Genomic DNA, 18,820 nt, shown 5'->3' with positions numbered 1-18,820 from the left:
TACGGCCGGTCACGACTGCTTGTGCAGTCCGAGATTCTCGTAGATTTCGAGCGTTGCCGTCGAGTTGTTGAGCGTGATGAAGTGGAGCCCGGGCACACCCTCGGACAGCAGCTTCGCGCAGAACTCCGTTGCGAACTCGATACCAAGGGAGCGTACAGCGGCCGGATCGTCCTTGACCGCGAGGATCCGCTCTTTCAGCGGCGCGGGCACGGTCGCGTTGCTGAGCTGGGAGAATCTTTCCAGTTGCTTCACACTCGTGAGCGGCATGACCTCGGGAATCACCGGCGTTTCGCAACCGGCGGCGACCACCCGGTCACGCATCCGGAGATACTCCTCCGGCCGGAAGAACATCTGGGTGATCGCGTAGTCGGCCCCGGCGCGGCACTTGTCCACGAAATGGCCGATGTCCGTCTCCCAGTCGGTGGAGCGCGGGTGCATTTCGGGGAACGCGGCGACGCCGACGCAGAAGTCGCCGGACTCCTTGATGAGGCGGACGAGGTCGGCCGCGTACTTCACGCCCTGCGGGTGCTCGACCCACTCGCCCATCGGGTCGCCGGGCGGGTCGCCGCGGACCGCGAGGATGTTCCTGATCCCGGCGTCGGCGTACTGGCCGATCATGTTGCGCAGTTCGGCGATCGAGTGGCTGACCGCGGTGAGGTGGGCGACCGGGGTGAGCGTGGAGTCCGCGGCGATCTGCTGGGTCGCCCGCACCGTCCCGGCACGGGTGGAGCCGCCGGCCCCGTACGTCACCGAGACGAAGCTCGGGCGGACCGCCTCGACGCGGCGCAGCGCGTTCCAGAGGTTGCGCTCGCCCTTCTCGGTCTTGGGCGCCCAGAACTCGAAGGAGTACGAGGTCTTGCCGGTCGCGAGCAGGTCACGCACCGTGGGTGCGTGGTCCGTCCTGGTGGAAGCTGTCCCAAGGGCCATATGGGGAGGTTAACCAGGGGGTGGACACTCCCCCAACCAGAGCGGGGGATTTTGTCTCGTTTCGCCGGTTTGTTGTCCACCCCTTGGACAATCCCGTGAAATGCGGTGCGGTGCCGCACCTCCGCAGAGGGCGGAAAAGGGCTGCTCAGAGCGCGTGCGCCCGGACCCTCTTTGCCAGCTCGGCGGTGGCTGCCGCCGGGTCGATGGCCTCGGTGATCGCCCGGACGACGACGATCCGGCGGGCCCCGGCCGTCAGCACCTCGTCCAGGTTCCCCGCGTCGATCCCGCCGATCGCGAACCAGGGGCGCGGCTGCTCCAGGGAGGCGGCGTACCGCACGAGGCCGAGGCCGGGGGCGTGGCGGCCGGGCTTGGTGGGGGTGGGCCAGCAGGGCCCCGTACAGAAGTAGTCCACGCCCTCCTGGGCGACGGCGGCGTCGACCTCGGACTCGGCGTGCGTGGAGCGGCCGATCAGCCGGTCGGCGCCGATGATCGCGCGGGCGGCGCCCACCGGCAGGTCGCCCTGGCCCAGGTGCAGGACGTCGGCGCCGATGGCGTGGGCGACATCGGCGCGGTCGTTGACCGCGAGGAGCTTGCCGTGGCGCCGGCAGGCGTCGGCGAAGACCGCGAGGTGCTCCAGCTCCTCGGCGGCCTCCATGCCCTTGTCGCGGAGCTGGACGATGTCGACCCCGCTGGAGAGCACGGCGTCCAGGAAGGCGGGGAGGTCGCCCTGCCTCTTACGGGCATCCGTGCACAGATAGAGCCGGGCGTCGGACAGCTGCTCGCGAGGCGTGGGCATGGTGGAGTCCCCCCGTGGTCGTGGCGGGGCACGGGCCACGCGCTGCACGCGGGGCCCGTACGCCGCTTCCGGTCGTATCGGTCAGACGGCGAGCGCCTGGGCGCGGCGCTTCACCTCCGTACCGCGATTCTCGCTCAGCGCCTGCGCGGGGGTGCCGGGCAGGGTCGGGTCGGGAGTGAAGAGCCACTCCAGCATCTCTTCGTCGGAATAGCCGTCGTCCTTCAGGAGGGTCAGGGTGCCGGAGAGGCCCTTGACCACCTTGTCGCCGTCGATGAAGGCGGCAGGCACCTGAAGCGTCCGGTTCTCACCACGGCGTACGGCGATGAGCTGGCCTTCCTTGACCAGCTGCCGTACACGCGTCACCTCGACACCGAGCTTTTCGGCGATGTCGGGGAGGTGGAGCCAGGCGGGGACGAGAGCATCGGTCTTTGCGTCAATCTCGGTCACAAGGACAAGCGTGCCATCCAGGACTGACAGCCGGTAGCCGGGCCGACCGTACGGGGGTCGGCCCGGCCTTTCAGACCCGGCCTTTCCAAGGGCGGTGGGCCTCAGAGGGCGGTGGACTTCAGGGGTACGGCCGGGTCGGCGACCCGCTCCGGGTCGAGCACCGCCCCCGACTCGATGAGCCTGCGCCCCTGGGCGAGGTCGCGCGGGCGGCCCACCGCGAGCACGGCGACCAGGGCTCCGGCCCGCAGCCAGCACACCGACCAGGTGGCCTCGGAGCCGTCGCCGCGCCACAGGAGGGTGTCGGCGTGGGCGTGGTGGCCCGCGTACTGCACGAAGCGGCCGAACTGCTCGGACCAGAAGTACGGGACGGGGTCGTGGACGGGCAGCGGATCGCCGGACTCCGCCGCCAGGATCGCGGCGGCGACGGTCCGGGGGCCCTGGAGGGCGTTGTCCCAGTGGTGGATCAGCAGGCGCTCGCCGTAGCGGGCGGAGGGGTAGGAGGCGCAGTCCCCGACCGCGTACACATCGGGCAGGGAGGTGCGCAGGGAGGCGTCGGCGGTGATCGAGCCGTCCGGGCCGCGTTCGACGCCGGAGCCGGTGAGCCAGCCGGTGGCGGGGCGGGCGCCGATGCCGACGACGACGGCCCCGGCGGGCAGCGTCCGGCCGTCCGTGAGGATCACGGCGGACTCCTCGACGCGTTCGACCCGGGCGTCGGTGAGGAGTGCGGCGCCGCTCTCCGCGTACCAGTCGGCCATCGGGGCGGCGACCTCGGCGGGCAGGGTCCCGGCCAGCGGGCGGGCGGCGGCCTCCACGACGGTGACCGCGCAACCGGCCGCGCGGGCAGCGGTGGCGAACTCGGCGCCGATCCACCCCGCGCCGACGACGACCACATCGTGCCGCCGCTCCAGGACGGGGCGCAGCCGGGCGGCGTCGTCCAGGGTGCGCAGCAGATGGACGCCCCGGACGCCTTCGGTGCCGGGCAGGGTGATGGGCTCCGCTCCGGTCGCCAGGACCAGGACGTCGTACGGGACGGGTCCCTCGGCCGTCTCCAGCAGATGGTCTGCGGCGCGCAGGGCGGTGACGTCCAGGCCGAGGCGGAGCGTGATGTCCAGCGCCTCGAAGTCGACGTCGAAGGCGGAGTCCTCGGCCGCCCCGAGCAGCACCGCCTTGGAGAGCGGCGGCCGGTCGTAGGGCTGGTGGGGCTCGGCTCCGATCAGCGTGACGGGGCCGGTGAAACCGGCTTCCCGCAGGGCGACTGCGGTCTGTACGCCCGCCATGCCCGCTCCGACGATCACGACGTTCCGTGTCCGCTGCCCCGCCGCGTGGTGTTCCGTCTGCTCGCTCACGCGCACCAGTCTATTCATCTGACTGGTCGTCAGGCAGCGGCTCCTCCACCACGCTCGTCCCGCTGCCCTCCTGGGACTCCCACTCCCAGCGCTCCTCCAGCCGCACCCGGCCGTCCGCGAGGTCGGTGACGGTGGAGAGGCAGTGTCCGGAAGAGGTCGTTCCGTCCTGCTTGAGCTGGACGTAACGGAAGTCGAGGGCGTCCCCCTCGCGGGTGCCGACGAGATGGCCCCGGACGACGTCACCGCCCGTGTAATCGGCCCAGATCATGCCGTCCTGCTCGTGGTACGTGAAGCGGGTACGGGTGCCGACCTGGCCGGGGGCCTGGTCGGCGACGGGCGAGAGGACGAGTCCGTCGAGCGAACGGGCCACGTGGCTGCTCCCTACTGGGCGTTGAGGGACTGGGGTTAGGCTGGCCAAGGTAGAACACTCGCGGGAGCCCGGACGCACCGGGCTGAGAGGGAGGCTGGGCGGCCTCCGACCGTACGAACCTGATCCGGGTCATGCCGGCGAAGGGAGGGGCTGGACACCCATGCGCGTCTCGGGGAAGACCTCCGGAATTCCGGGGGGAAGCTCAGGATCCGATGTCCTCGTCATCGGGGGCGGCATCATCGGCCTGGTCACCGCCTGGCGGGCGGCGCAGCGCGGGCTGGCCGTCACCGTGGCCGATCCCGATCCGGGCGGCGGGGCCGCCCGGGTCGCGGCGGGCATGCTGGCCGCCGTCACCGAACTGCACTACGGCGAGGAGCTGCTGCTCGGCCTCAACCTCGCCTCCGCCGCCCGCTATCCGGAGTTCGTCGCGGAGCTGGAGGCGGCGAGCGGCCGTGAGACCGGCTTCCGTACCTGCGGCACGCTGGCCGTCGCGCTGGACTCGGACGACCGGGCGCATCTGCGGGAGCTGCACGCCCTCCAGGAGCGTTCGGGGCTGGAGTCGGTCTGGCTGAGCGGCCGTGAGTGCCGCCGTCTGGAGCCGATGCTCGCACCGGGCGTACGGGGCGGGCTGCGGGTGGACGGCGACCACCAGGTGGACCCGCGGCGGCTCGCCGCCGCGCTGCTGGCCGCGTGCGAGCGGGCGGGAGTGGTGTTCCGCAGGGCGCCCGCCGAGCGGCTCGCCGTCGCCGGGGGCCGGGCGGCCGGGGCCGTGCTCGGTGACGGTACGGGGGTCGAGGCCGACCAGGTCGTGCTGGCGGCGGGCAGCCTCAGCGGGCGGCTCGCGGGGCTCCCGGAGGAGGTCGTTCCGCCGGTCCGGCCGGTCAAGGGCCAGGTCCTGCGGCTCACCGTGCCCCCGGCGTACGCCCCCTTCCTCAGCCGGACCGTGCGGGCCGTCGTCCGGGGCGGCCACCTCTACCTCGTACCGCGCGAGAACGGCGAGCTGGTCGTCGGCGCCACCAGCGAGGAGATGGGCTGGGACACCACGGTCACCGCGGGCGGGGTCTACGAGCTGCTGCGCGACGCCCACGAGCTGGTGCCCGGCATCACCGAGCTGCCGCTCACCGAGACCCGGGCCGGTCTGCGCCCCGCGTCCCCCGACAACGCCCCGCTACTCGGCCCGACCGCCCTGCCCGGCCTTCTCCTCGCCACCGGCCACCACCGCAACGGCGTCCTGCTGACGCCCGTCACGGGCGACGCGATGGCCGAGGCCCTGACCACCGGCGAGCTGCCCGAGGTGGCCCGCCCGTTCGCCCCGGGCCGGTTCGCGTCCGTCGGCGCCGCCCCCGTACCCGTACCCGTACGCCAGGAGCAGTCCGCATGAGCCCTCAGGTATCCGTCTCGGTCAACGGGGAGCCGCGCACCCTCGACGCGGGCACCGCGCTGGACCGCCTCGTCGCCACCCTGACCGCCGCGCCCTCCGGGGTCGCCGCCGCCGTCAACGAGTGCGTGGTGCCGCGCGGCCGGTGGGCCGCCACCACGCTCGGCGAGGGCGACCGCGTCGAGGTCCTGACCGCCGTACAGGGAGGCTGACCGTGTCCGACGACGTCTTCACCCTGGGACCGGCCGTCTTCGGCTCCCGGCTGATCATGGGCACCGGCGGGGCGCCCAGCCTGGAGGTGCTGGAGCGCTCGCTGATCGCCTCCGGGACCGAGCTGACCACCGTCGCGATGCGTCGGCTCGACCCGACCGTGCAGGGCTCGGTCCTCTCCGTGCTGGAGCGGCTCTCCATCCAGGTGCTGCCGAACACGGCGGGCTGCTTCACCGCGGGCGAGGCGGTGCTGACCGCGCGGCTGGCCCGGGAGGCGCTCGGCACCGACTGGGTGAAGCTGGAGGTGGTGGCCGACGAGCGGACGCTGCTGCCCGACCCGATCGAGCTGCTCGACGCCGCGGAGATCCTGGTGGACGACGGGTTCACCGTGCTGCCGTACACCAACGACGATCCGGTCCTGGCCCGGAAGCTGGAGGACGTGGGGTGCGCGGCGATCATGCCGCTCGGCTCCCCCATCGGCTCCGGGCTCGGCATCCGCAACCCGCACAACTTCGAGCTGATCGTGGAGCGGGCGGGGGTGCCGGTGATCCTGGACGCGGGGGCCGGGACCGCCTCGGACGCGGCGCTGGCGATGGAGCTGGGGTGCGCGGCGGTGATGCTCGCCTCGGCGGTGACCCGGGCCCAGGAGCCGGAGCTGATGGCCGCGGCGATGCGGCACGCGGTGGACGCGGGGCGGCTGGCGTACCGGGCGGGCCGGATCCCGCGCCGCCACTTCGCCGAGGCGTCCTCCCCGGTGGACGGGCGGGCGGCGCTGGATCCGGAGCGCCCGGCGTTCTGAGCGCGCCTGTACGTGGTCGGGGGCGCCGCCCCCGGACCCCCGCCCCTCGAACGCCGGAGGGACTTGAACGGCCGGAGAGCCACGCCCGCCACCTGGGGCGTGTCGCTGTCACGGATTGGCTGTAGATCGGCCCCGGAAGCGCCCCGGTCCGTCCGGGGTGTCGGTGGCGCCTCGTAGACTCTCCTGGTGGACACGACCCTCCAGGACCCCCTCGTCGGGCAGCTGCTCGACGGCCGGTATCGCATAGAGGCGCGCATCGCCGTCGGCGGGATGGCCACGGTCTACCGGGCCGTGGACACCCGGCTGGACCGGGTGCTCGCCCTCAAGGTGATGCACCCGGCGCTCGCCGTCGACGCCGCCTTCGTGGAGCGGTTCATCCGCGAGGCCAAGTCGGTGGCCCGGCTCGCCCACCCCAACGTCGTCGCGGTCTTCGACCAGGGCGCCCAGGGCGCGTACGTCTACCTCGCGATGGAGTACGTGGCGGGCTGCACCCTGCGCGATGTGCTGCGCGAGCGTGGCGCCCTCCAGCCCCGGGCGGCCCTGGACATTCTGGAGCCGGTCCTCGCCGCGCTCGGCGCCGCGCACCGGGCCGGGTTCGTGCACCGGGACATGAAGCCGGAGAACGTCCTGATAGGGGACGACGGCCGGGTCAAGGTCGCCGACTTCGGCCTGGTCAGGGCGGTCGGCACGGCCACCGACACCACCGGTTCGCTGCTGGGCACGGTCTCGTACCTGGCCCCCGAGCAGATCGAGCACGGCACGGCCGACACCCGCAGTGACGTGTACGCCTGCGGGGTCGTGCTGTACGAGATGCTCACCGGCACCAAGCCGCACACCGGGGAGAACGCCGCCCAGGTCATCTATCAGCACCTCAACAACGACGTCCCGGCCCCCTCCGCCGTCGTGCCGGGGCTCCCGGTCGCGCTGGACAGCCTGGTGGCGAGCGCCACCGCCCGGAACCCCGAGGTGCGCCCGCACGACGCGGTGCTGCTGCTGGCCGAGGCCCGTGAGGCCCGCGCCACGCTGAGCGAGGCCGAGCTCGACGCCGTACCGCCGCAGGCGCTCTCCCAGACGCACGACGCGGCGGACGACCGTACGAGCGTGATCCCGCGGGCCCTCCCGGCGGACGGCGACGGGGGCACCGTGCACCGCACCAGCCGCCTGGAGATGCCGCCACCCGCACCCCGGCGCGGGGCGGCGCTGCGCGGCCCGTTCGCCGGTCCGCACCGCAGGCTGATCACGGTGATCACCGCCGTCCTGCTGACGTTGGGTGTCGGGGCGGGCGTCTGGTACATCAACTCCGGGCAGTTCACCCAGGTCCCCTCGCTGCTCGGCCAGACCCAGAAGTCGGCGGAGCAGCGGCTCTCGGACGCCGGGCTCGGGCTGAAGGGCGTCGAGCGGGTCTTCAGCGACACGGTCGAGCGGGGCTCGGTGGTGGACAGCGATCCCGCGTCGGGCGACCGGATCCGGGGCAACGGTTCGGTGACGCTCGTCGTCTCGCGCGGCCCCGAGATCGTCCGGGTCCCCGATGTCTCCGGCTCCTCCCTCGCGGACGCCCGGCGCACCCTGAAGAAGGTGGGCCTGCTCCCCGGGATGGCGACCAAGGAGTTCAGCGAGGACGTCGCCCGCGGCGATGTGATCCGTACGGAGCCCGCCGCCGGGACCGACCGCCACCCGGACACGGCCGTGGCCCTCGTCGTCAGCAAGGGCAGCCCCATCGGCGTCCCGGACCTCACCGGCCTCTCGGTCGAGGACGCCACCGCCGAGCTGGAGAAGGAGGGGCTGAAGGCCGAGGTGCTGCCCGGCCGGGTCCACTCCTCCGAGGCCGACGGGGACATCGCCCAGCAGTCCCCGGGCGCGGGCACCGAAGCGGCCGAGGGCGACACGGTCGAGCTGACCGTCTCCAAGGGCCCCCGGATGCTGGACGTCCCCGATGTCACCGGCCGGGACGTCGACGAGGCCCGGGCGACCCTGGAGGAGGCGGGCTTCGAGGTGAAGGTCGACCGGCCGTTCCTCTCGTTCAGCGACACGATCGCGCGCCAGTCCGTGAAGGGCGGCGAACAGGCCCCCGAGGGCTCCACCATCACCATCAGGACCAAGGGGTTCTAGAACCACATGCGTAACCCGGAAGCCGGAACTCCTCCGCGCAACCCCGTGGGTGGTCACGTCCCGGTGGCCGGCGGCCTCGCCAAGGTCGGCCTGGAGTACGCCCGTGAGCTGGCGGCCGAGGCCGTACAGGTCTTCGTCGCCAACCCGCGCGGCTGGGCGACGCCCACCGGGAACCCGGCCCAGGACGAGCTGTTCCGCTCGGAGTGCGCGGCGGCCTCGATACCGGCGTACGTCCACGCCCCATATCTGATCAACTTCGGCTCGCACACCGAGGCGACGGTCGAGAAGTCCGTGGACTCCCTGCGCCACTCACTGCGCCGGGCCCGCGAGATCGGCGCGCTGGGCGTGGTGGTGCACACCGGCTCGGCGACGGGCGGGCGGCCCCGCTCGGAGGCGCTGGCCCAGGTGCGGGAGCACATGCGGCCGCTGCTGGACGAGCTGACCCACGACGACGACCCGTATCTGCTGCTGGAGTCCACGGCGGGCCAGGGCTCCTCGCTCTGCTCCCGTACGTGGGACTTCGGGCCGTACTTCGAGGCGCTGGACGCCCACCCGAAGCTGGGCATCTGCCTGGACACCTGCCACATCTACGCGGCGGGCCACGACCTGACCGGCCCCACGGGGATGCGGCAGACGCTCGACCTGCTGGTGGAGACGGTCGGTGAGGGGCGGCTGAAGCTGATCCACGCCAATGACTCCAAGGACGTCGTGGGCGCCCACAAGGACCGGCACGAGAACATCGGCGCGGGTCACATCGGCGCGGAGCCGTTCCGGGAGCTGTTCGCGCACCCGGCGACCGAGGGCGTACCGCTGGTCATCGAGACGCCCGGCGGCAAGGAGGGGCACGCGGCGGACGTGGCCCGGTTGAAGGAGCTGCGGGGCACCCCTTAGAGAGCCCTTCTACAGCAGAGAGCCTTCTACAGCTCGGGGCCCTCGCCCGGCTCCTCCTGGTACGAATAGCGCTGCTCGCGCCACGGGTCACCGATGTTGTGGTAGCCCCGCTCCTCCCAGAATCCGCGCCGGTCGGCCGTCATGTACTCGATGCCCCGGACCCATTTCGGACCCTTCCAGGCGTACAGGTGCGGCACGACGAGGCGCAGCGGGAAGCCGTGCTCGGCGGTGAGGAGCTCGCCGTCCTTGTGGGTGGCGAAGAGGGTGCGCTCGGCGGCGAAGTCGTCCAGGCGCAGGTTCGAGGAGAAGCCGTACTCGGCCCACACCATCACATGGGTGACATCGGGGCCGGGCGGTGCCAGGTCGAGCACCGTACGGGCGAGGACCCCGCCCCATTCGGCGCCGATCATGCTGAACTTCGTCACGCAGTGCAGATCGGCGACGACCGAGGAGAACGGCAGCGCCGAGAAGTCCTGGTGGTTCCAGCAGTGCTTGTCGCCGTCGGCGGTGGCCCCGAAGACCCGGAACTCCCAGCGCTCGGGTTTGAACTTGGGAACGGGCCCGTAGTGGGTGACCGGCCATCCGCGCTGCAGTCGCTGTCCCGGCGGAAGCTCGGACTGCTCTGATTCGCGGTATTCCCGGCTTTCCGGCTGACCCATGCCTCCATGGTGACAGACAGGCAGGGGTGGTCATGACCAGGGCAGACCCCTATGGGACCCCCAGGGGGTCAACTCGTACTAAGCGTGCACTTACTGGACGGCCGGTGGACGCGGTGCGAGGATGCGGCCACCTTGTCGATCACGTGTGGAAGGAGCCTCTGCGATGCAGGGCGACCCCGAGGTCATTGAATTCCTCAATGAGCAGCTGACCGCCGAACTGACCGCTATCAACCAGTACTTCCTGCATGCGAAAATGCAGGACAACTTCGGCTGGACCAAGCTCGCCAAGTACACCCGGGCCGAGTCCTTCGACGAGATGAAGCACGCCGAGATCCTCACCGACCGGATCCTGTTCCTGGACGGGCTGCCCAACTACCAGCGGCTCTTCCACGTCCGGGTGGGCCAGACGGTCACCGAGATGTTCCAGGCGGACCGACAGGTCGAGGTGGAGGCGATCGACCGCCTCAAGCGCGGGATCGAGGTGATGCGCGCCAAGGGGGACATCACCTCGGCGAACATCTTCGAGTCCATCCTGGCGGACGAGGAGCACCACATCGACTACCTCGACACCCAGCTGGAGCTGGTGGAGAAGCTCGGTGAACCGCTCTACATCGCGCAGCTCATCGAGCAGCCGGAGAGCTGACCGTGCGCTGAGCCGACAGTCCGCTGAACGGGCTGGAAAAGGAAGGGTCAGGCGAAGGGTCAGGCGGCGTCGGGGAGACGGACGTCCTGGGCCGCCACCGGCATGGCCATCGGGTGGCCGACAGCCACCGTCGCGGGCTCCCGCTGCTGGCCCACGAGGTCTCGGCGCGAGCAGTCGCGCCCCAGCAGGGCCTGGATCCGGCGGACACAGCCGCCGCAGTCCGTGCCCGCCTTGCAGGCCGAGGCGATCTGGCGGGGCGTGCAGGCCCCGGCGTCCGCATGCTTCTTGACCTGCGCCTCGGTGATGCCGAAGCAGGAACAGACGTACATGCGGTTCACCTCCCTGCGGGCCGGTCGCTGGTGCCGTCCCCGTCTTCGTCGGTGAGGCTAACCTAACCTTACCCGCCCGGCGAGGCGCGCAAAAGTCCTGGAACGGACTGTGGGGCACGGATCACATGGATCCGTGCCCCACAGGTGCGACTGGCGGGAATGCGTCCCGACTACTGGTCGCGGTACATCTCGGCGACCAGGAAGGCCAGGTCGAGCGACTGGCTGCGGTTGAGCCGGGGGTCGCAGGCCGTCTCGTAGCGCTGGTGGAGGTCGTCCACGAAGATCTCGTCGCCGCCGCCCACGCACTCGGTGACGTCGTCGCCGGTCAGCTCTACGTGAATGCCGCCCGGGTGGGTGCCGAGGCCCTTGTGGACCTCGAAGAAGCCCTTGACCTCGTCCAGGACGTCGTCGAAGCGGCGCGTCTTGTGGCCGGACGCGGCCTCGAAGGTGTTGCCGTGCATCGGGTCGGTCACCCACGCCACGGTGGCGCCGGACGCGGTGACCTTCTCGACCAGCTCGGGGAGCTTGTCGCGGACCTTGTCGGCGCCCATGCGGACGATGAAGGTCAGCCGGCCGGGCTCGCGGTCCGGGTCCAGGCGGTCGACGTAGCCGAGCGCCTCGTCCACGGTGGTCGTCGGGCCGAGCTTGATGCCGATCGGGTTGCGGACCTTCGAGGCGAACTCGATGTGCGCGCCGTCCATCTGGCGGGTGCGCTCACCGATCCAGACCATGTGGCCGGAGGTGTCGTACAGCTCGCCGGTACGCGAGTCCGTACGGGTCAGCGCCGACTCGTAGTCCAGCAGCAGCGCCTCGTGCGAGGCGTAGAACTCGACCGCCTTGAACTCGGCCGGGTCGGTGCCGCACGCCTTCATGAAGTTCAGCGCGTTGTCGATCTCGCGGGCCAGGGCCTCGTAGCGCTGGCCGGAGGGGGACGACTTCACGAAGTCCTGGTTCCAGGCGTGCACCTGGCGCAGGTCGGCGTAGCCGCCGGTGGTGAAGGCGCGCACCAGGTTCAGCGTCGAGGAGGACGCGTGGTACATCTGCTTCAGCCGGGCGGGGTCCGGGATCCGGGCCTCCTCGGTGAAGGCGAAGCCGTTCACCGAGTCGCCCCGGTAGGTCGGCAGGGTGATGCCGTCGCGGGTCTCGGTCGACTTGGAGCGCGGCTTGGAGTACTGGCCCGCGATCCGGCCGACCTTCACGACGGGCACGGAGGCCGCGTAGGTCAGGACGGCGCTCATCTGGAGCAGCGTCTTCAGCTTGGCCCGGATGTGCTCGGCGGACACGGCGTCGAAGGCCTCGGCGCAGTCGCCGCCCTGCAGCAGGAACGCCTCGCCCTTGGCGACGGCTCCCAGGCGGGCGCGCAGCTGGTCGCACTCGCCCGCGAAGACGAGCGGCGGATACGACGCGAGGTCCGCGAGTACATCGCGCAGGGCCTCGGAGTCGGGGTACTCGGGCTGCTGCGCCGCGGGAAGGTCTCGCCAGGTGTTGCCACCGGCGGCGGAGGTATTGGCGTTCACGGTCACGGGGACAACATTACGGGGTCGCGGGGGCCGTCCATCCGTTCGCTCAATAGTTGAGACACGCGCTCCGGTGCCGGGTCCGTCCGATAAGGTCGCGGCATGTCGACGCAACAGATCCAGCTCTCGATCCAGAACTGGTGGTGGACCGCTCATCCGGCGGCCCGCTGACTCATCGCGCTGACACACTTCGCGAAGGCCGCCCGAGGGGCGGCCTTCCTGCGTTTTGGGAGCCGTTCCCCTCCCCGGTGAACCCCGTGGAATCCCGTGAACCCCGTACGCGACCCCGTACGGGCCGTCCGGAAGGAACCCGCTCCCATGTCCCGTAACCCGTCCCGCCCCGCCCCCGATGTCGTCCGCCGGCTGCTGGCCGGGGACGCCCCGCCGTTCGCCCTGCTGCGCCGGCGTACGCCCGGCCGTGACCACGATCACGTGGAGGTGCTGATCGGCGAGGTGCGGGAGGTGGAGCGGCTGGCCGATCTGCCGGTGGGCGAGCGGCCGGCGCTGGCTCTGGTGCCGTTCCGGCAGATCGCCGAGCGCGGCTTCGACGTCCACGACGACGGCACGCCGCTGAGTGTGCTGGTCGCGGAGGAGAGCCATGAGCTGGAGCTCGCGGAGGTGCTGGCCGCGCTGCCCGCCCATGACGTGACGGTGGAGGACCGGGGCTTCGATGTGGCGGACGGGGAGTACGCGGAGATCGTCCGGCGGGTGATCCGGGACGAGATCGGCCAGGGCGAGGGCGCGAACTTCGTGATCCGGCGGACGTTCCGGGGCGCGATCCCGGGGTTCGGGCGGGCGGACGCGCTGGCGCTGTTCCGGCGGCTCCTCGCGGGCGAGCGGGGCGCGTACTGGACGTTCGTCGTCCACACAGGAGGCAGCGGGACCGAAGGGACCCCCGGTTCGGGGCGGCGGCGGGCGACGGGTGGGCGGACGCTGGTGGGGGCCAGCCCTGAGGTCCACGTACGGATGTCCGGCGGGACGGTCGTGATGAACCCGATCAGCGGAACCTACCGCTACCCGGCCGAGGGACCCAGCGCGACAAGCCTGCTCGCCTTCCTCGGGGACCGCAAGGAGAGCGAGGAGCTGTCCATGGTGGTCGACGAGGAGCTGAAGATGATGTGCACGGTGGGCGACCGGGGCGGGGTGGTGGTCGGGCCCCGGCTCAAGGAGATGGCCCACCTCGCCCACACGGAGTACGAGCTGCGGGGACGGTCCTCGCTGGATGTACGGGAGGTCCTGCGCGAGACCATGTTCGCGGCCACCGTCACCGGCTCCCCGGTACAGAACGCCTGCCGGGTGATCGAGCGGTACGAGAGGGGCGGGCGCGGCTACTACGCGGGCGCGCTGGCCCTGCTGGGCCGGGACGCGAACGGGGCGCAGACGCTGGACTCGCCGATCCTGATCCGGACCGCCGACATCGCCCCCGACGGTTCGCTCAAGGTGCCGGTCGGCGCCACCCTCGTACGCCATTCGGACCCGGAGAGCGAGGTCGCCGAGACGCATGCCAAGGCGGCCGGGGTGCTGGCGGCGCTGGGGGTGCGGCCGGGGCGGCCGGAGGCGGAGGCGGACCGTCCCCGGCTGGCGGCCGACCCCCGGGTGCAGGCGGCACTGGACGACCGGCGCGGCTCGCTGGCCCCGTTCTGGCTGCGGATGCAGGAGCGCACCGAGGAGCTGGCCGGACACGCGCTGGTGGTGGACGGGGAGGACACGTTCACCGCGATGCTGGCACACCTGCTGCGCTCCTCGGGGCTCGATGTCTCGGTGCGGCGGTACGACGAGCCGGGGCTGCGCGAGGTGGTCCGGGCGCACGAGGGGCCCGTGGTGCTGGGCCCCGGCCCCGGTAATCCGGGCGATCTCACGGACCCGAAGATGCGGCTGCTGCGGGAGCTGGCGGCCGGGCTGGTACGGGAGCACCGGTACGGGCTGCTGGGCGTCTGCCTGGGGCACGAGCTGATCGCGGCGGAGCTGGGCCTGGAGATCGTACGCAAGGCGGAGCCGTACCAGGGGGCGCAGACCCGGATCGAGCTGTTCGGGCGGCCGGAGACGGTCGGCTTCTACAACAGCTTCACCGCCCGCTGCGACGCCCCGGCCGCCGTCGAGCTGGCCGCGCACGGGATCGAGGTGAGCCGGGATGAGGAGAGCGGTGAGCTGCACGCGCTGCGCGGGCCCGGCTTCGCCTCGGTGCAGTTCCACCCGGAGTCGGTGCTGACCGTGTGCGGGGCGGCGATCGTGACGGAGCTACTGGCGGGGCTGCCGGTGCCGGGCTGAGTCCGGGAGGCCGTGCCGCGTCCGTCCCCGGCCTCACATCTTCGGGGCTGCCGGTGCCGGGCTGAGCGGCCAGGCTCACGTTCTCGGTACGAGCACGTTCTCGCTGGGGCGGCGGGCCAGGTAGTCGGTGACGTTCTGCACCGTCGCGTCGATGATCTGGCCCACCGCGTCCTCGGTGTAGTACGCCTGGTGCGAGGTGACGATGACGTTGGGGAAGGTGACCAGTCGGGCCAGGGTGTCGTCGTCGACGCCCTCCAGGGACTTGTCCAGGAAGAAGAGCCCGGCCTCCGCCTCGTACACGTCGAGTCCGACCCCGAGGAAGCGCCCGGCGCGCAACTCGGTGACCAGGGCGGCGGTGTCGATGAGGCCGCCCCGGCTGGAGTTGACGAGGATCGCGTCGTCCTTCATCGACTTCAGGGCGGCCTCGTTGATGATGTGGTGGGTGGCGGGCAGCAGCGGGACGTGGAGGCTGATCAGGTCGGCCTCGGCGAAGAGGCGCTCCTTCTCCACGTACTCCATGCCCAGCTCCAGGCAGGCCGGGTTCTCCACGACGTCCCAGCCGAGCAGCTTCATCCCGAAGCCGTGGGCGATCCGGGTGAACGCCTCACCGATCTTGCCGGTGCCGACCACGCCGACGGTCCGGCCGTGCATGTCCCGGCCGAGCAGCCCGTCCAGGCGGAAGTCGAAGTCGCGGGTGCGGCTCGCGGCCCGGATGACCCGCCGGTTCACCGCCATGGCCAGGGTCCAGGCGAACTCGGCGACCGAGTACGGCGAGTAGTACGAGACCCGGGCGACGCGCAGGGCGAGCCGCTCGGCCACCTCCAGGTCGATGTTGTTGAAGCCGGTGGAGCGCTGGGCGATCATCTGCGTGCCGCCGGCGGCCAGGGTCTGGAGGACCTTGGCGTCCAGGTCGGCGTTGACGCTGGTGGAGATGATCTCGTACCCCGCCGCGATGGGGGCGGTGTCGCGGTTGAGGAAGACGTCCAGGCAGCGGACCTCGTGCAGCCCCTGGAAGGCCTTCTCGATCAGGGGCTTTTCGTCGGACTGCACACCGAAGGCCAGGATTTCCACGGGGTTCTTCCGATCTGTGTCGGTACGCGGGACGGGGGCAGGGCCGGATATCGCGAATATACGGCGCTGCCCCCGGGCGCGCAGGGGCCGGACGGCCCCCTCGGAGGTCCCGGTCGGTCCGTCCGGTCAGATGTCGTCGAGGCCGCGCTCGATCGCGTACCGCACGAGCTCCACCCGGTTGTGCAACTGGAGCTTGCCGAGGGTGTTCTGCACATGGTTCTGGACCGTGCGGTGCGAGATGACCAGGCGTTCGGCGATCTGCTTGTACGAGAGCCCCTTGGCGACCAGCCGCAGCACCTCGGTCTCCCGGTCGGTGAGCTGCGGGGCCTTGGGCTCGTCCGGCGCGGCGGGTACGGGGTCGGAGGCGAGCCTGCGGTACTCGCCGAGGACCAGGCCCGCGAGGCCCGGGGTGAAGACCGGGTCGCCGTCGGCGGTGGAGCGGACGGCCTCGGTCAGCTCCTGGGTGGAGGCGGACTTCAGCAGATAGCCGGTGGCCCCGGACTTCACCGCCTCCAGGACGTCGGCGTGCTCGCCGCTGGCGGAGAGGACCAGGACGCGCAGGCCCGGGTGGGAGCCGACGAGCTCCTTGCAGACCTGGACGCCGGGCATGCCGGGGAGGTTCAGGTCCAGGACGAGGACGTCCGGCTGGGCGGCTCCGGCCCGGCGGACCGCCTGCGGGCCGTCCCCGGCGGTCGCGACGACGTCGAAGCCGGACTCGGCCAGGTCGCGGGCGACCGCGTCGCGCCACATCGGGTGATCGTCGACGACCATGACCCGGATGGGCCGGCCGGCGGCCTCCGTGCCGTCCTGCTTCGGCGCGTCCTGTGGTGCGTTGTCCTGCCGTGCGTCCTGTGGTGCGGTGTCCTGCCCTGCGTCCTGTGGTGCGTTCTGCGTACTCATCGGGCCGTTCCTGCCTTCCCCCGGGAAACCTTCAGTGCTTTCGGGACCTTCAACTCGACCTCGGTGCCCTGTCCCGGCACCGAGATCACCTCGGCCGTGCCGCCGAGATCGCGCAGCCGGCCGCGGATGGAGAGCGCGACTCCCATCCGCCCCTCCCCCTCCGCCTGGGCGAGGCGGCCCTCAGGGATGCCGGGGCCGTCGTCCCGGACGGTGACGATCACCTCGCCGGGCTCGTCCTCGACCAGGATCCACGCCTGGGCCCGGTCTCCGGCGTGCACCCTCACATTGTCCAGGGCGGCACTGACAGCGGCGGCCAGCTCGCGGGCGGCCGCCGCCGGCAGGAGGACCGGAGCGCCGGGCTCCGCGAAGCTGGTACGGGAGCCGGCGTGCGGGGCGAGCAGGGCGCGCAGATCGCAGGTGACCCCGTCCTCGGCGGAAGGCTCCTCGTCCACGTCGACCGTGCGGACGACGGCCCCCTCCGCCGCGTCCTCGGAGACCCGGGTGGGCGGCACCAGTCCGCTGGAGACCAGGGTGCGCAGGGCGACCTCCTGCTCCCCGGCCATCCGGCCCAGCTCGGCCGCCTCACCGCCGATCGCGGTGCCCCGGCGCTGCACCATGGCGAGGACCTGGAGGACGCTGTCGTGGATGTCGCGGGCGAGCCGTTCCCGTTCGCGGGTGGCGGCCTCGATCTCCAGGGCGCGGGCCAGGGTGCGCTCACTGGCCCGGGCGACCTCGACGACGTAACCGATGGCGATGGAGGCGACCCAGACCAGCAGGACGTTGTGGTAGGTGTCCCGGCTGGGGTCGCCGCGCTGGATGATGTTGGCGGCGGCGACGAAGGTGGAGGCGAAGGCCGCCCACCGCCAGCCGCCCTTGATCGCGAAGGCGAGGACCGCCCCGGCCGTCCAGATCGAGGGGAGCGTCGGCCCGTCGAAGGTCTGGGAGTGGATGTCGGCGAGCGGGGTGAGCATGATCCCGGTCAGCGCGACCACCAGGTCCGCGCCGAGGAAGCGCTTGGTGCAGCTCGCCGCCGAGCGGACCTTGGGCAGGGTGGCGAGCGTCCACACGAAGAGGAACGCGAGGTAGGCGAAGGCCACCCAGGGCCGCTCGAACTTCTCCCGGCCGAAGACGGCCAGCACCACCGCGTAGACCATGGTCAGCACGCGGTAGCCGGTCAGCGCCCGCCACAGCGGCTGCTCGACCGACATCCGTACGACCCGCACACGCTTGGCCATGAACCCACCCCCCGGACGGTGAACGACGCGGTTACGCGCCGGACCGTTCCGTTCCGCTCTCGTCGCCCGTCCCTGCCTGTGCCTGCTGCTTCCGGTCGCGCTTGGCCTCCTCCGCCCTGGCCTTCGCCTCGTCGGCGATCTGGCGCTTGGCGGCGGTGGCGTAGATGTCGACGTACTCCTGGCCGGAAAGCTTCATGATCTCGTACATGACCTCGTCGGTCACCGAGCGCAGGATGAAGCGGTCGCCGTCCATGCCCTGGTAGCGGCTGAAGTCCAGCGGCTTGCCGATCCGGATGCCGGGGCGCATCAGCTTGGGCACCACCTGGCCGGGCGGCTGGATCTTCTCGGTGTCGATCATCGCGACCGGGATGACGGGGGCGCCGGTGGCCAGCGCCACCCGGGCCAGACCGCCGGGCTTGCCCCGGTAGAGGCGGCCGTCGGGCGAGCGGGTGCCCTCGGGGTAGATCCCGAAGAGGCCGCCGCTCTCGACGACCTGGATGCCCGCCTTGATGGCGGCCTCACCGGCGCCGCGCGCTCCGGAGCGGTCCACGGGGAGCTGGCCGACGCCCTTGAAGAAGGCGGCGGTGAGCCTGCCCTTCACTCCGGGGGCCGTGAAGTACTCGGCCTTGGCGATGAACGTGACCTTGCGGTCCAGGACAGCGGGGAGGAAGAACGAGTCGGAGAAGGAGAGGTGGTTGCTCGCGAGGATCGCCGGCCCCCGCTCGGGGATGTTCTCCAGACCCTCCACCCACGGCCGGAAGGCGAGCTTCAGGGACCCGCCGATGGAGAACTTCATTGCGCCGTAGATCAACTGTGGTGCCTCCTGTGTGCTGTCGGTCAGACCTTAACCTGTGCCCTGCTCCCCCCTCGGGCCCGGCACAGGCCGTGGCCCGCTGCCGACGGGCCGTACGGGGCCGGGTGCGGG

General features: G+C 71.7%; 20 protein-coding genes and 1 riboswitch. Of the genes, 8 read left to right on the top strand and 12 right to left on the bottom strand.

Annotated elements, in window-relative coordinates; translation table 11 throughout:
• Positions 1 to 9: 9 nt before the first annotated feature.
• The 5 genes from metF to ACFW9Z_RS30095 all read right to left on the bottom strand — a co-directional run bounded on the left by metF (position 10) and on the right by ACFW9Z_RS30095 (position 3,886).
• The gene (metF, locus tag ACFW9Z_RS30115) at positions 10 to 927 is read right to left on the bottom strand and encodes a methylenetetrahydrofolate reductase [NAD(P)H] (protein ID WP_384645748.1); all 918 of its coding nucleotides are present in this window, start codon (positions 925 to 927) and stop codon (positions 10 to 12) included.
• A gap of 145 nt (positions 928 to 1,072) precedes the next feature.
• Entirely contained in the window at positions 1,073 to 1,723 is a 651-nt protein-coding gene (gene thiE, locus ACFW9Z_RS30110; protein ID WP_384645747.1) for a thiamine phosphate synthase, read from the bottom strand.
• Positions 1,724 to 1,804: 81 nt separating this feature from the next.
• Positions 1,805 to 2,170: an Rv2175c family DNA-binding protein gene (locus ACFW9Z_RS30105; protein ID WP_384645746.1), complete on the bottom strand. Its 366-nt coding sequence runs from the start codon at positions 2,168 to 2,170 to the stop codon at positions 1,805 to 1,807.
• Positions 2,171 to 2,271: 101 nt separating this feature from the next.
• Positions 2,272 to 3,516 carry an NAD(P)/FAD-dependent oxidoreductase gene (locus ACFW9Z_RS30100; RefSeq protein WP_384645745.1) on the bottom strand — a complete coding sequence of 415 codons (1,245 nt, stop codon included), beginning with the start codon at positions 3,514 to 3,516 and terminating at the stop codon, positions 2,272 to 2,274.
• A gap of 10 nt (positions 3,517 to 3,526) precedes the next feature.
• Positions 3,527 to 3,886: a hypothetical protein gene (locus tag ACFW9Z_RS30095; protein ID WP_384645744.1), complete on the bottom strand. Its 360-nt coding sequence runs from the start codon at positions 3,884 to 3,886 to the stop codon at positions 3,527 to 3,529.
• A 50-nt stretch (positions 3,887 to 3,936) separates the two neighbouring features.
• A riboswitch (TPP riboswitch) is annotated at positions 3,937 to 4,049 on the top strand.
• On the opposite strand from ACFW9Z_RS30095, the gene thiO reads away from it, so the two are divergent.
• The 5 genes from thiO to ACFW9Z_RS30070 all read left to right on the top strand — a co-directional run bounded on the left by thiO (position 4,047) and on the right by ACFW9Z_RS30070 (position 9,273).
• On the top strand, positions 4,047 to 5,267 hold the full coding sequence (gene thiO / locus ACFW9Z_RS30090) for a glycine oxidase ThiO (RefSeq protein WP_384645743.1): 1,221 nt from the start codon (positions 4,047 to 4,049) through the stop codon (positions 5,265 to 5,267). It overlaps the preceding riboswitch by 3 nt.
• Positions 5,264 to 5,476: a sulfur carrier protein ThiS gene (gene thiS, locus ACFW9Z_RS30085; protein ID WP_084745456.1), complete on the top strand. Its 213-nt coding sequence runs from the start codon at positions 5,264 to 5,266 to the stop codon at positions 5,474 to 5,476. Before thiO ends, thiS begins: the two co-directional genes overlap by 4 nt.
• A gap of 56 nt (positions 5,477 to 5,532) precedes the next feature.
• Positions 5,533 to 6,273, top strand: a complete 741-nt coding sequence (locus ACFW9Z_RS30080) for a thiazole synthase (RefSeq protein WP_384645783.1) — start codon at positions 5,533 to 5,535, stop codon at positions 6,271 to 6,273.
• Between the two features lie 186 nt (positions 6,274 to 6,459).
• Complete coding sequence (gene pknB, locus ACFW9Z_RS30075; protein ID WP_384645742.1) at positions 6,460 to 8,382, top strand: Stk1 family PASTA domain-containing Ser/Thr kinase; 1,923 nt, start codon at positions 6,460 to 6,462, stop codon at positions 8,380 to 8,382.
• 6 nt (positions 8,383 to 8,388) lie between these two features.
• Positions 8,389 to 9,273: a deoxyribonuclease IV gene (locus ACFW9Z_RS30070; protein ID WP_384645740.1), complete on the top strand. Its 885-nt coding sequence runs from the start codon at positions 8,389 to 8,391 to the stop codon at positions 9,271 to 9,273.
• A gap of 26 nt (positions 9,274 to 9,299) precedes the next feature.
• Here ACFW9Z_RS30070 and ACFW9Z_RS30065 read toward each other — a convergent pair whose 3' ends face one another.
• On the bottom strand, positions 9,300 to 9,932 hold the full coding sequence (locus ACFW9Z_RS30065; protein ID WP_384645739.1) for a sulfite oxidase-like oxidoreductase: 633 nt from the start codon (positions 9,930 to 9,932) through the stop codon (positions 9,300 to 9,302).
• Positions 9,933 to 10,095: 163 nt separating this feature from the next.
• Here ACFW9Z_RS30065 and bfr point away from each other — a divergent pair, with 163 nt between their 5' ends.
• Positions 10,096 to 10,575, top strand: coding sequence for a bacterioferritin (bfr, locus tag ACFW9Z_RS30060; protein ID WP_384645738.1), 480 nt, complete (start codon positions 10,096 to 10,098; stop codon positions 10,573 to 10,575).
• A gap of 59 nt (positions 10,576 to 10,634) precedes the next feature.
• On the opposite strand, the gene ACFW9Z_RS30055 is transcribed toward bfr, so the two are convergent.
• A complete protein-coding gene (locus ACFW9Z_RS30055; protein ID WP_384645737.1) occupies positions 10,635 to 10,904 on the bottom strand; it encodes a bacterioferritin-associated ferredoxin in 270 nt (89 codons plus the stop codon).
• A 170-nt stretch (positions 10,905 to 11,074) separates the two neighbouring features.
• Positions 11,075 to 12,421: a class II 3-deoxy-7-phosphoheptulonate synthase gene (locus tag ACFW9Z_RS30050; RefSeq protein WP_384645736.1), complete on the bottom strand. Its 1,347-nt coding sequence runs from the start codon at positions 12,419 to 12,421 to the stop codon at positions 11,075 to 11,077.
• 102 nt (positions 12,422 to 12,523) lie between these two features.
• Here ACFW9Z_RS30050 and ACFW9Z_RS30045 point away from each other — a divergent pair, with 102 nt between their 5' ends.
• Positions 12,524 to 12,592 (top strand): trp operon leader peptide, encoded by a 69-nt coding sequence (locus tag ACFW9Z_RS30045; RefSeq protein ID WP_106973636.1) that lies wholly within the window; start codon positions 12,524 to 12,526, stop codon positions 12,590 to 12,592.
• Between the two features lie 147 nt (positions 12,593 to 12,739).
• The gene (locus ACFW9Z_RS30040) at positions 12,740 to 14,689 is read left to right on the top strand and encodes an anthranilate synthase family protein (RefSeq protein ID WP_384645735.1); all 1,950 of its coding nucleotides are present in this window, start codon (positions 12,740 to 12,742) and stop codon (positions 14,687 to 14,689) included.
• 75 nt (positions 14,690 to 14,764) lie between these two features.
• On the opposite strand, the gene ACFW9Z_RS30035 is transcribed toward ACFW9Z_RS30040, so the two are convergent.
• From ACFW9Z_RS30035 to ACFW9Z_RS30020, 4 genes are all read right to left on the bottom strand, one after another.
• Positions 14,765 to 15,760, bottom strand: a complete 996-nt coding sequence (locus ACFW9Z_RS30035; protein WP_384645734.1) for a 2-hydroxyacid dehydrogenase — start codon at positions 15,758 to 15,760, stop codon at positions 14,765 to 14,767.
• 126 nt (positions 15,761 to 15,886) lie between these two features.
• Complete coding sequence (locus ACFW9Z_RS30030) at positions 15,887 to 16,531, bottom strand: response regulator (RefSeq protein WP_384645782.1); 645 nt, start codon at positions 16,529 to 16,531, stop codon at positions 15,887 to 15,889.
• A gap of 125 nt (positions 16,532 to 16,656) precedes the next feature.
• A complete protein-coding gene (gene macS / locus ACFW9Z_RS30025) occupies positions 16,657 to 17,895 on the bottom strand; it encodes a MacS family sensor histidine kinase (RefSeq protein ID WP_384645733.1) in 1,239 nt (412 codons plus the stop codon).
• 31 nt (positions 17,896 to 17,926) lie between these two features.
• Entirely contained in the window at positions 17,927 to 18,706 is a 780-nt protein-coding gene (locus ACFW9Z_RS30020) for a lysophospholipid acyltransferase family protein (RefSeq protein WP_384645731.1), read from the bottom strand.
• Positions 18,707 to 18,820 lie beyond the last annotated feature (114 nt).

The sequence above is a fragment of the Streptomyces sp. NPDC059452 genome (assembly GCF_042750035.1).
Lineage (GTDB): Bacteria > Actinomycetota > Actinomycetes > Streptomycetales > Streptomycetaceae > Streptomyces.
The sequence above is the reverse complement of the archived record's forward strand: the minus strand, read 5'-3'. Positions and strand labels throughout refer to the sequence as shown.

Bases quoted from the DNA above. Each gene is read 5' to 3' on its own strand.
- metF (WP_384645748.1), bottom strand. From the start codon at position 927: ATGGCCCTTGGGACAGCTTCCACCAGGACGGACCACGCACCCACGGTG.
- thiE (WP_384645747.1), bottom strand. From the start codon at position 1,723: ATGCCCACGCCTCGCGAGCAGCTGTCCGACGCCCGGCTCTATCTGTGC.
- thiO (WP_384645743.1), top strand. From the start codon at position 4,047: ATGCGCGTCTCGGGGAAGACCTCCGGAATTCCGGGGGGAAGCTCAGGA.
- thiS (WP_084745456.1), top strand. From the start codon at position 5,264: ATGAGCCCTCAGGTATCCGTCTCGGTCAACGGGGAGCCGCGCACCCTC.
- ACFW9Z_RS30080 (WP_384645783.1), top strand. From the start codon at position 5,533: ATGGGCACCGGCGGGGCGCCCAGCCTGGAGGTGCTGGAGCGCTCGCTG.
- ACFW9Z_RS30070 (WP_384645740.1), top strand. From the start codon at position 8,389: ATGCGTAACCCGGAAGCCGGAACTCCTCCGCGCAACCCCGTGGGTGGT.
- ACFW9Z_RS30065 (WP_384645739.1), bottom strand. From the start codon at position 9,932: ATGGGTCAGCCGGAAAGCCGGGAATACCGCGAATCAGAGCAGTCCGAG.
- bfr (WP_384645738.1), top strand. From the start codon at position 10,096: ATGCAGGGCGACCCCGAGGTCATTGAATTCCTCAATGAGCAGCTGACC.
- ACFW9Z_RS30055 (WP_384645737.1), bottom strand. From the start codon at position 10,904: ATGTACGTCTGTTCCTGCTTCGGCATCACCGAGGCGCAGGTCAAGAAG.
- ACFW9Z_RS30040 (WP_384645735.1), top strand. From the start codon at position 12,740: ATGTCCCGTAACCCGTCCCGCCCCGCCCCCGATGTCGTCCGCCGGCTG.
- ACFW9Z_RS30030 (WP_384645782.1), bottom strand. From the start codon at position 16,531: ATGGTCGTCGACGATCACCCGATGTGGCGCGACGCGGTCGCCCGCGAC.
- macS (WP_384645733.1), bottom strand. From the start codon at position 17,895: ATGGCCAAGCGTGTGCGGGTCGTACGGATGTCGGTCGAGCAGCCGCTG.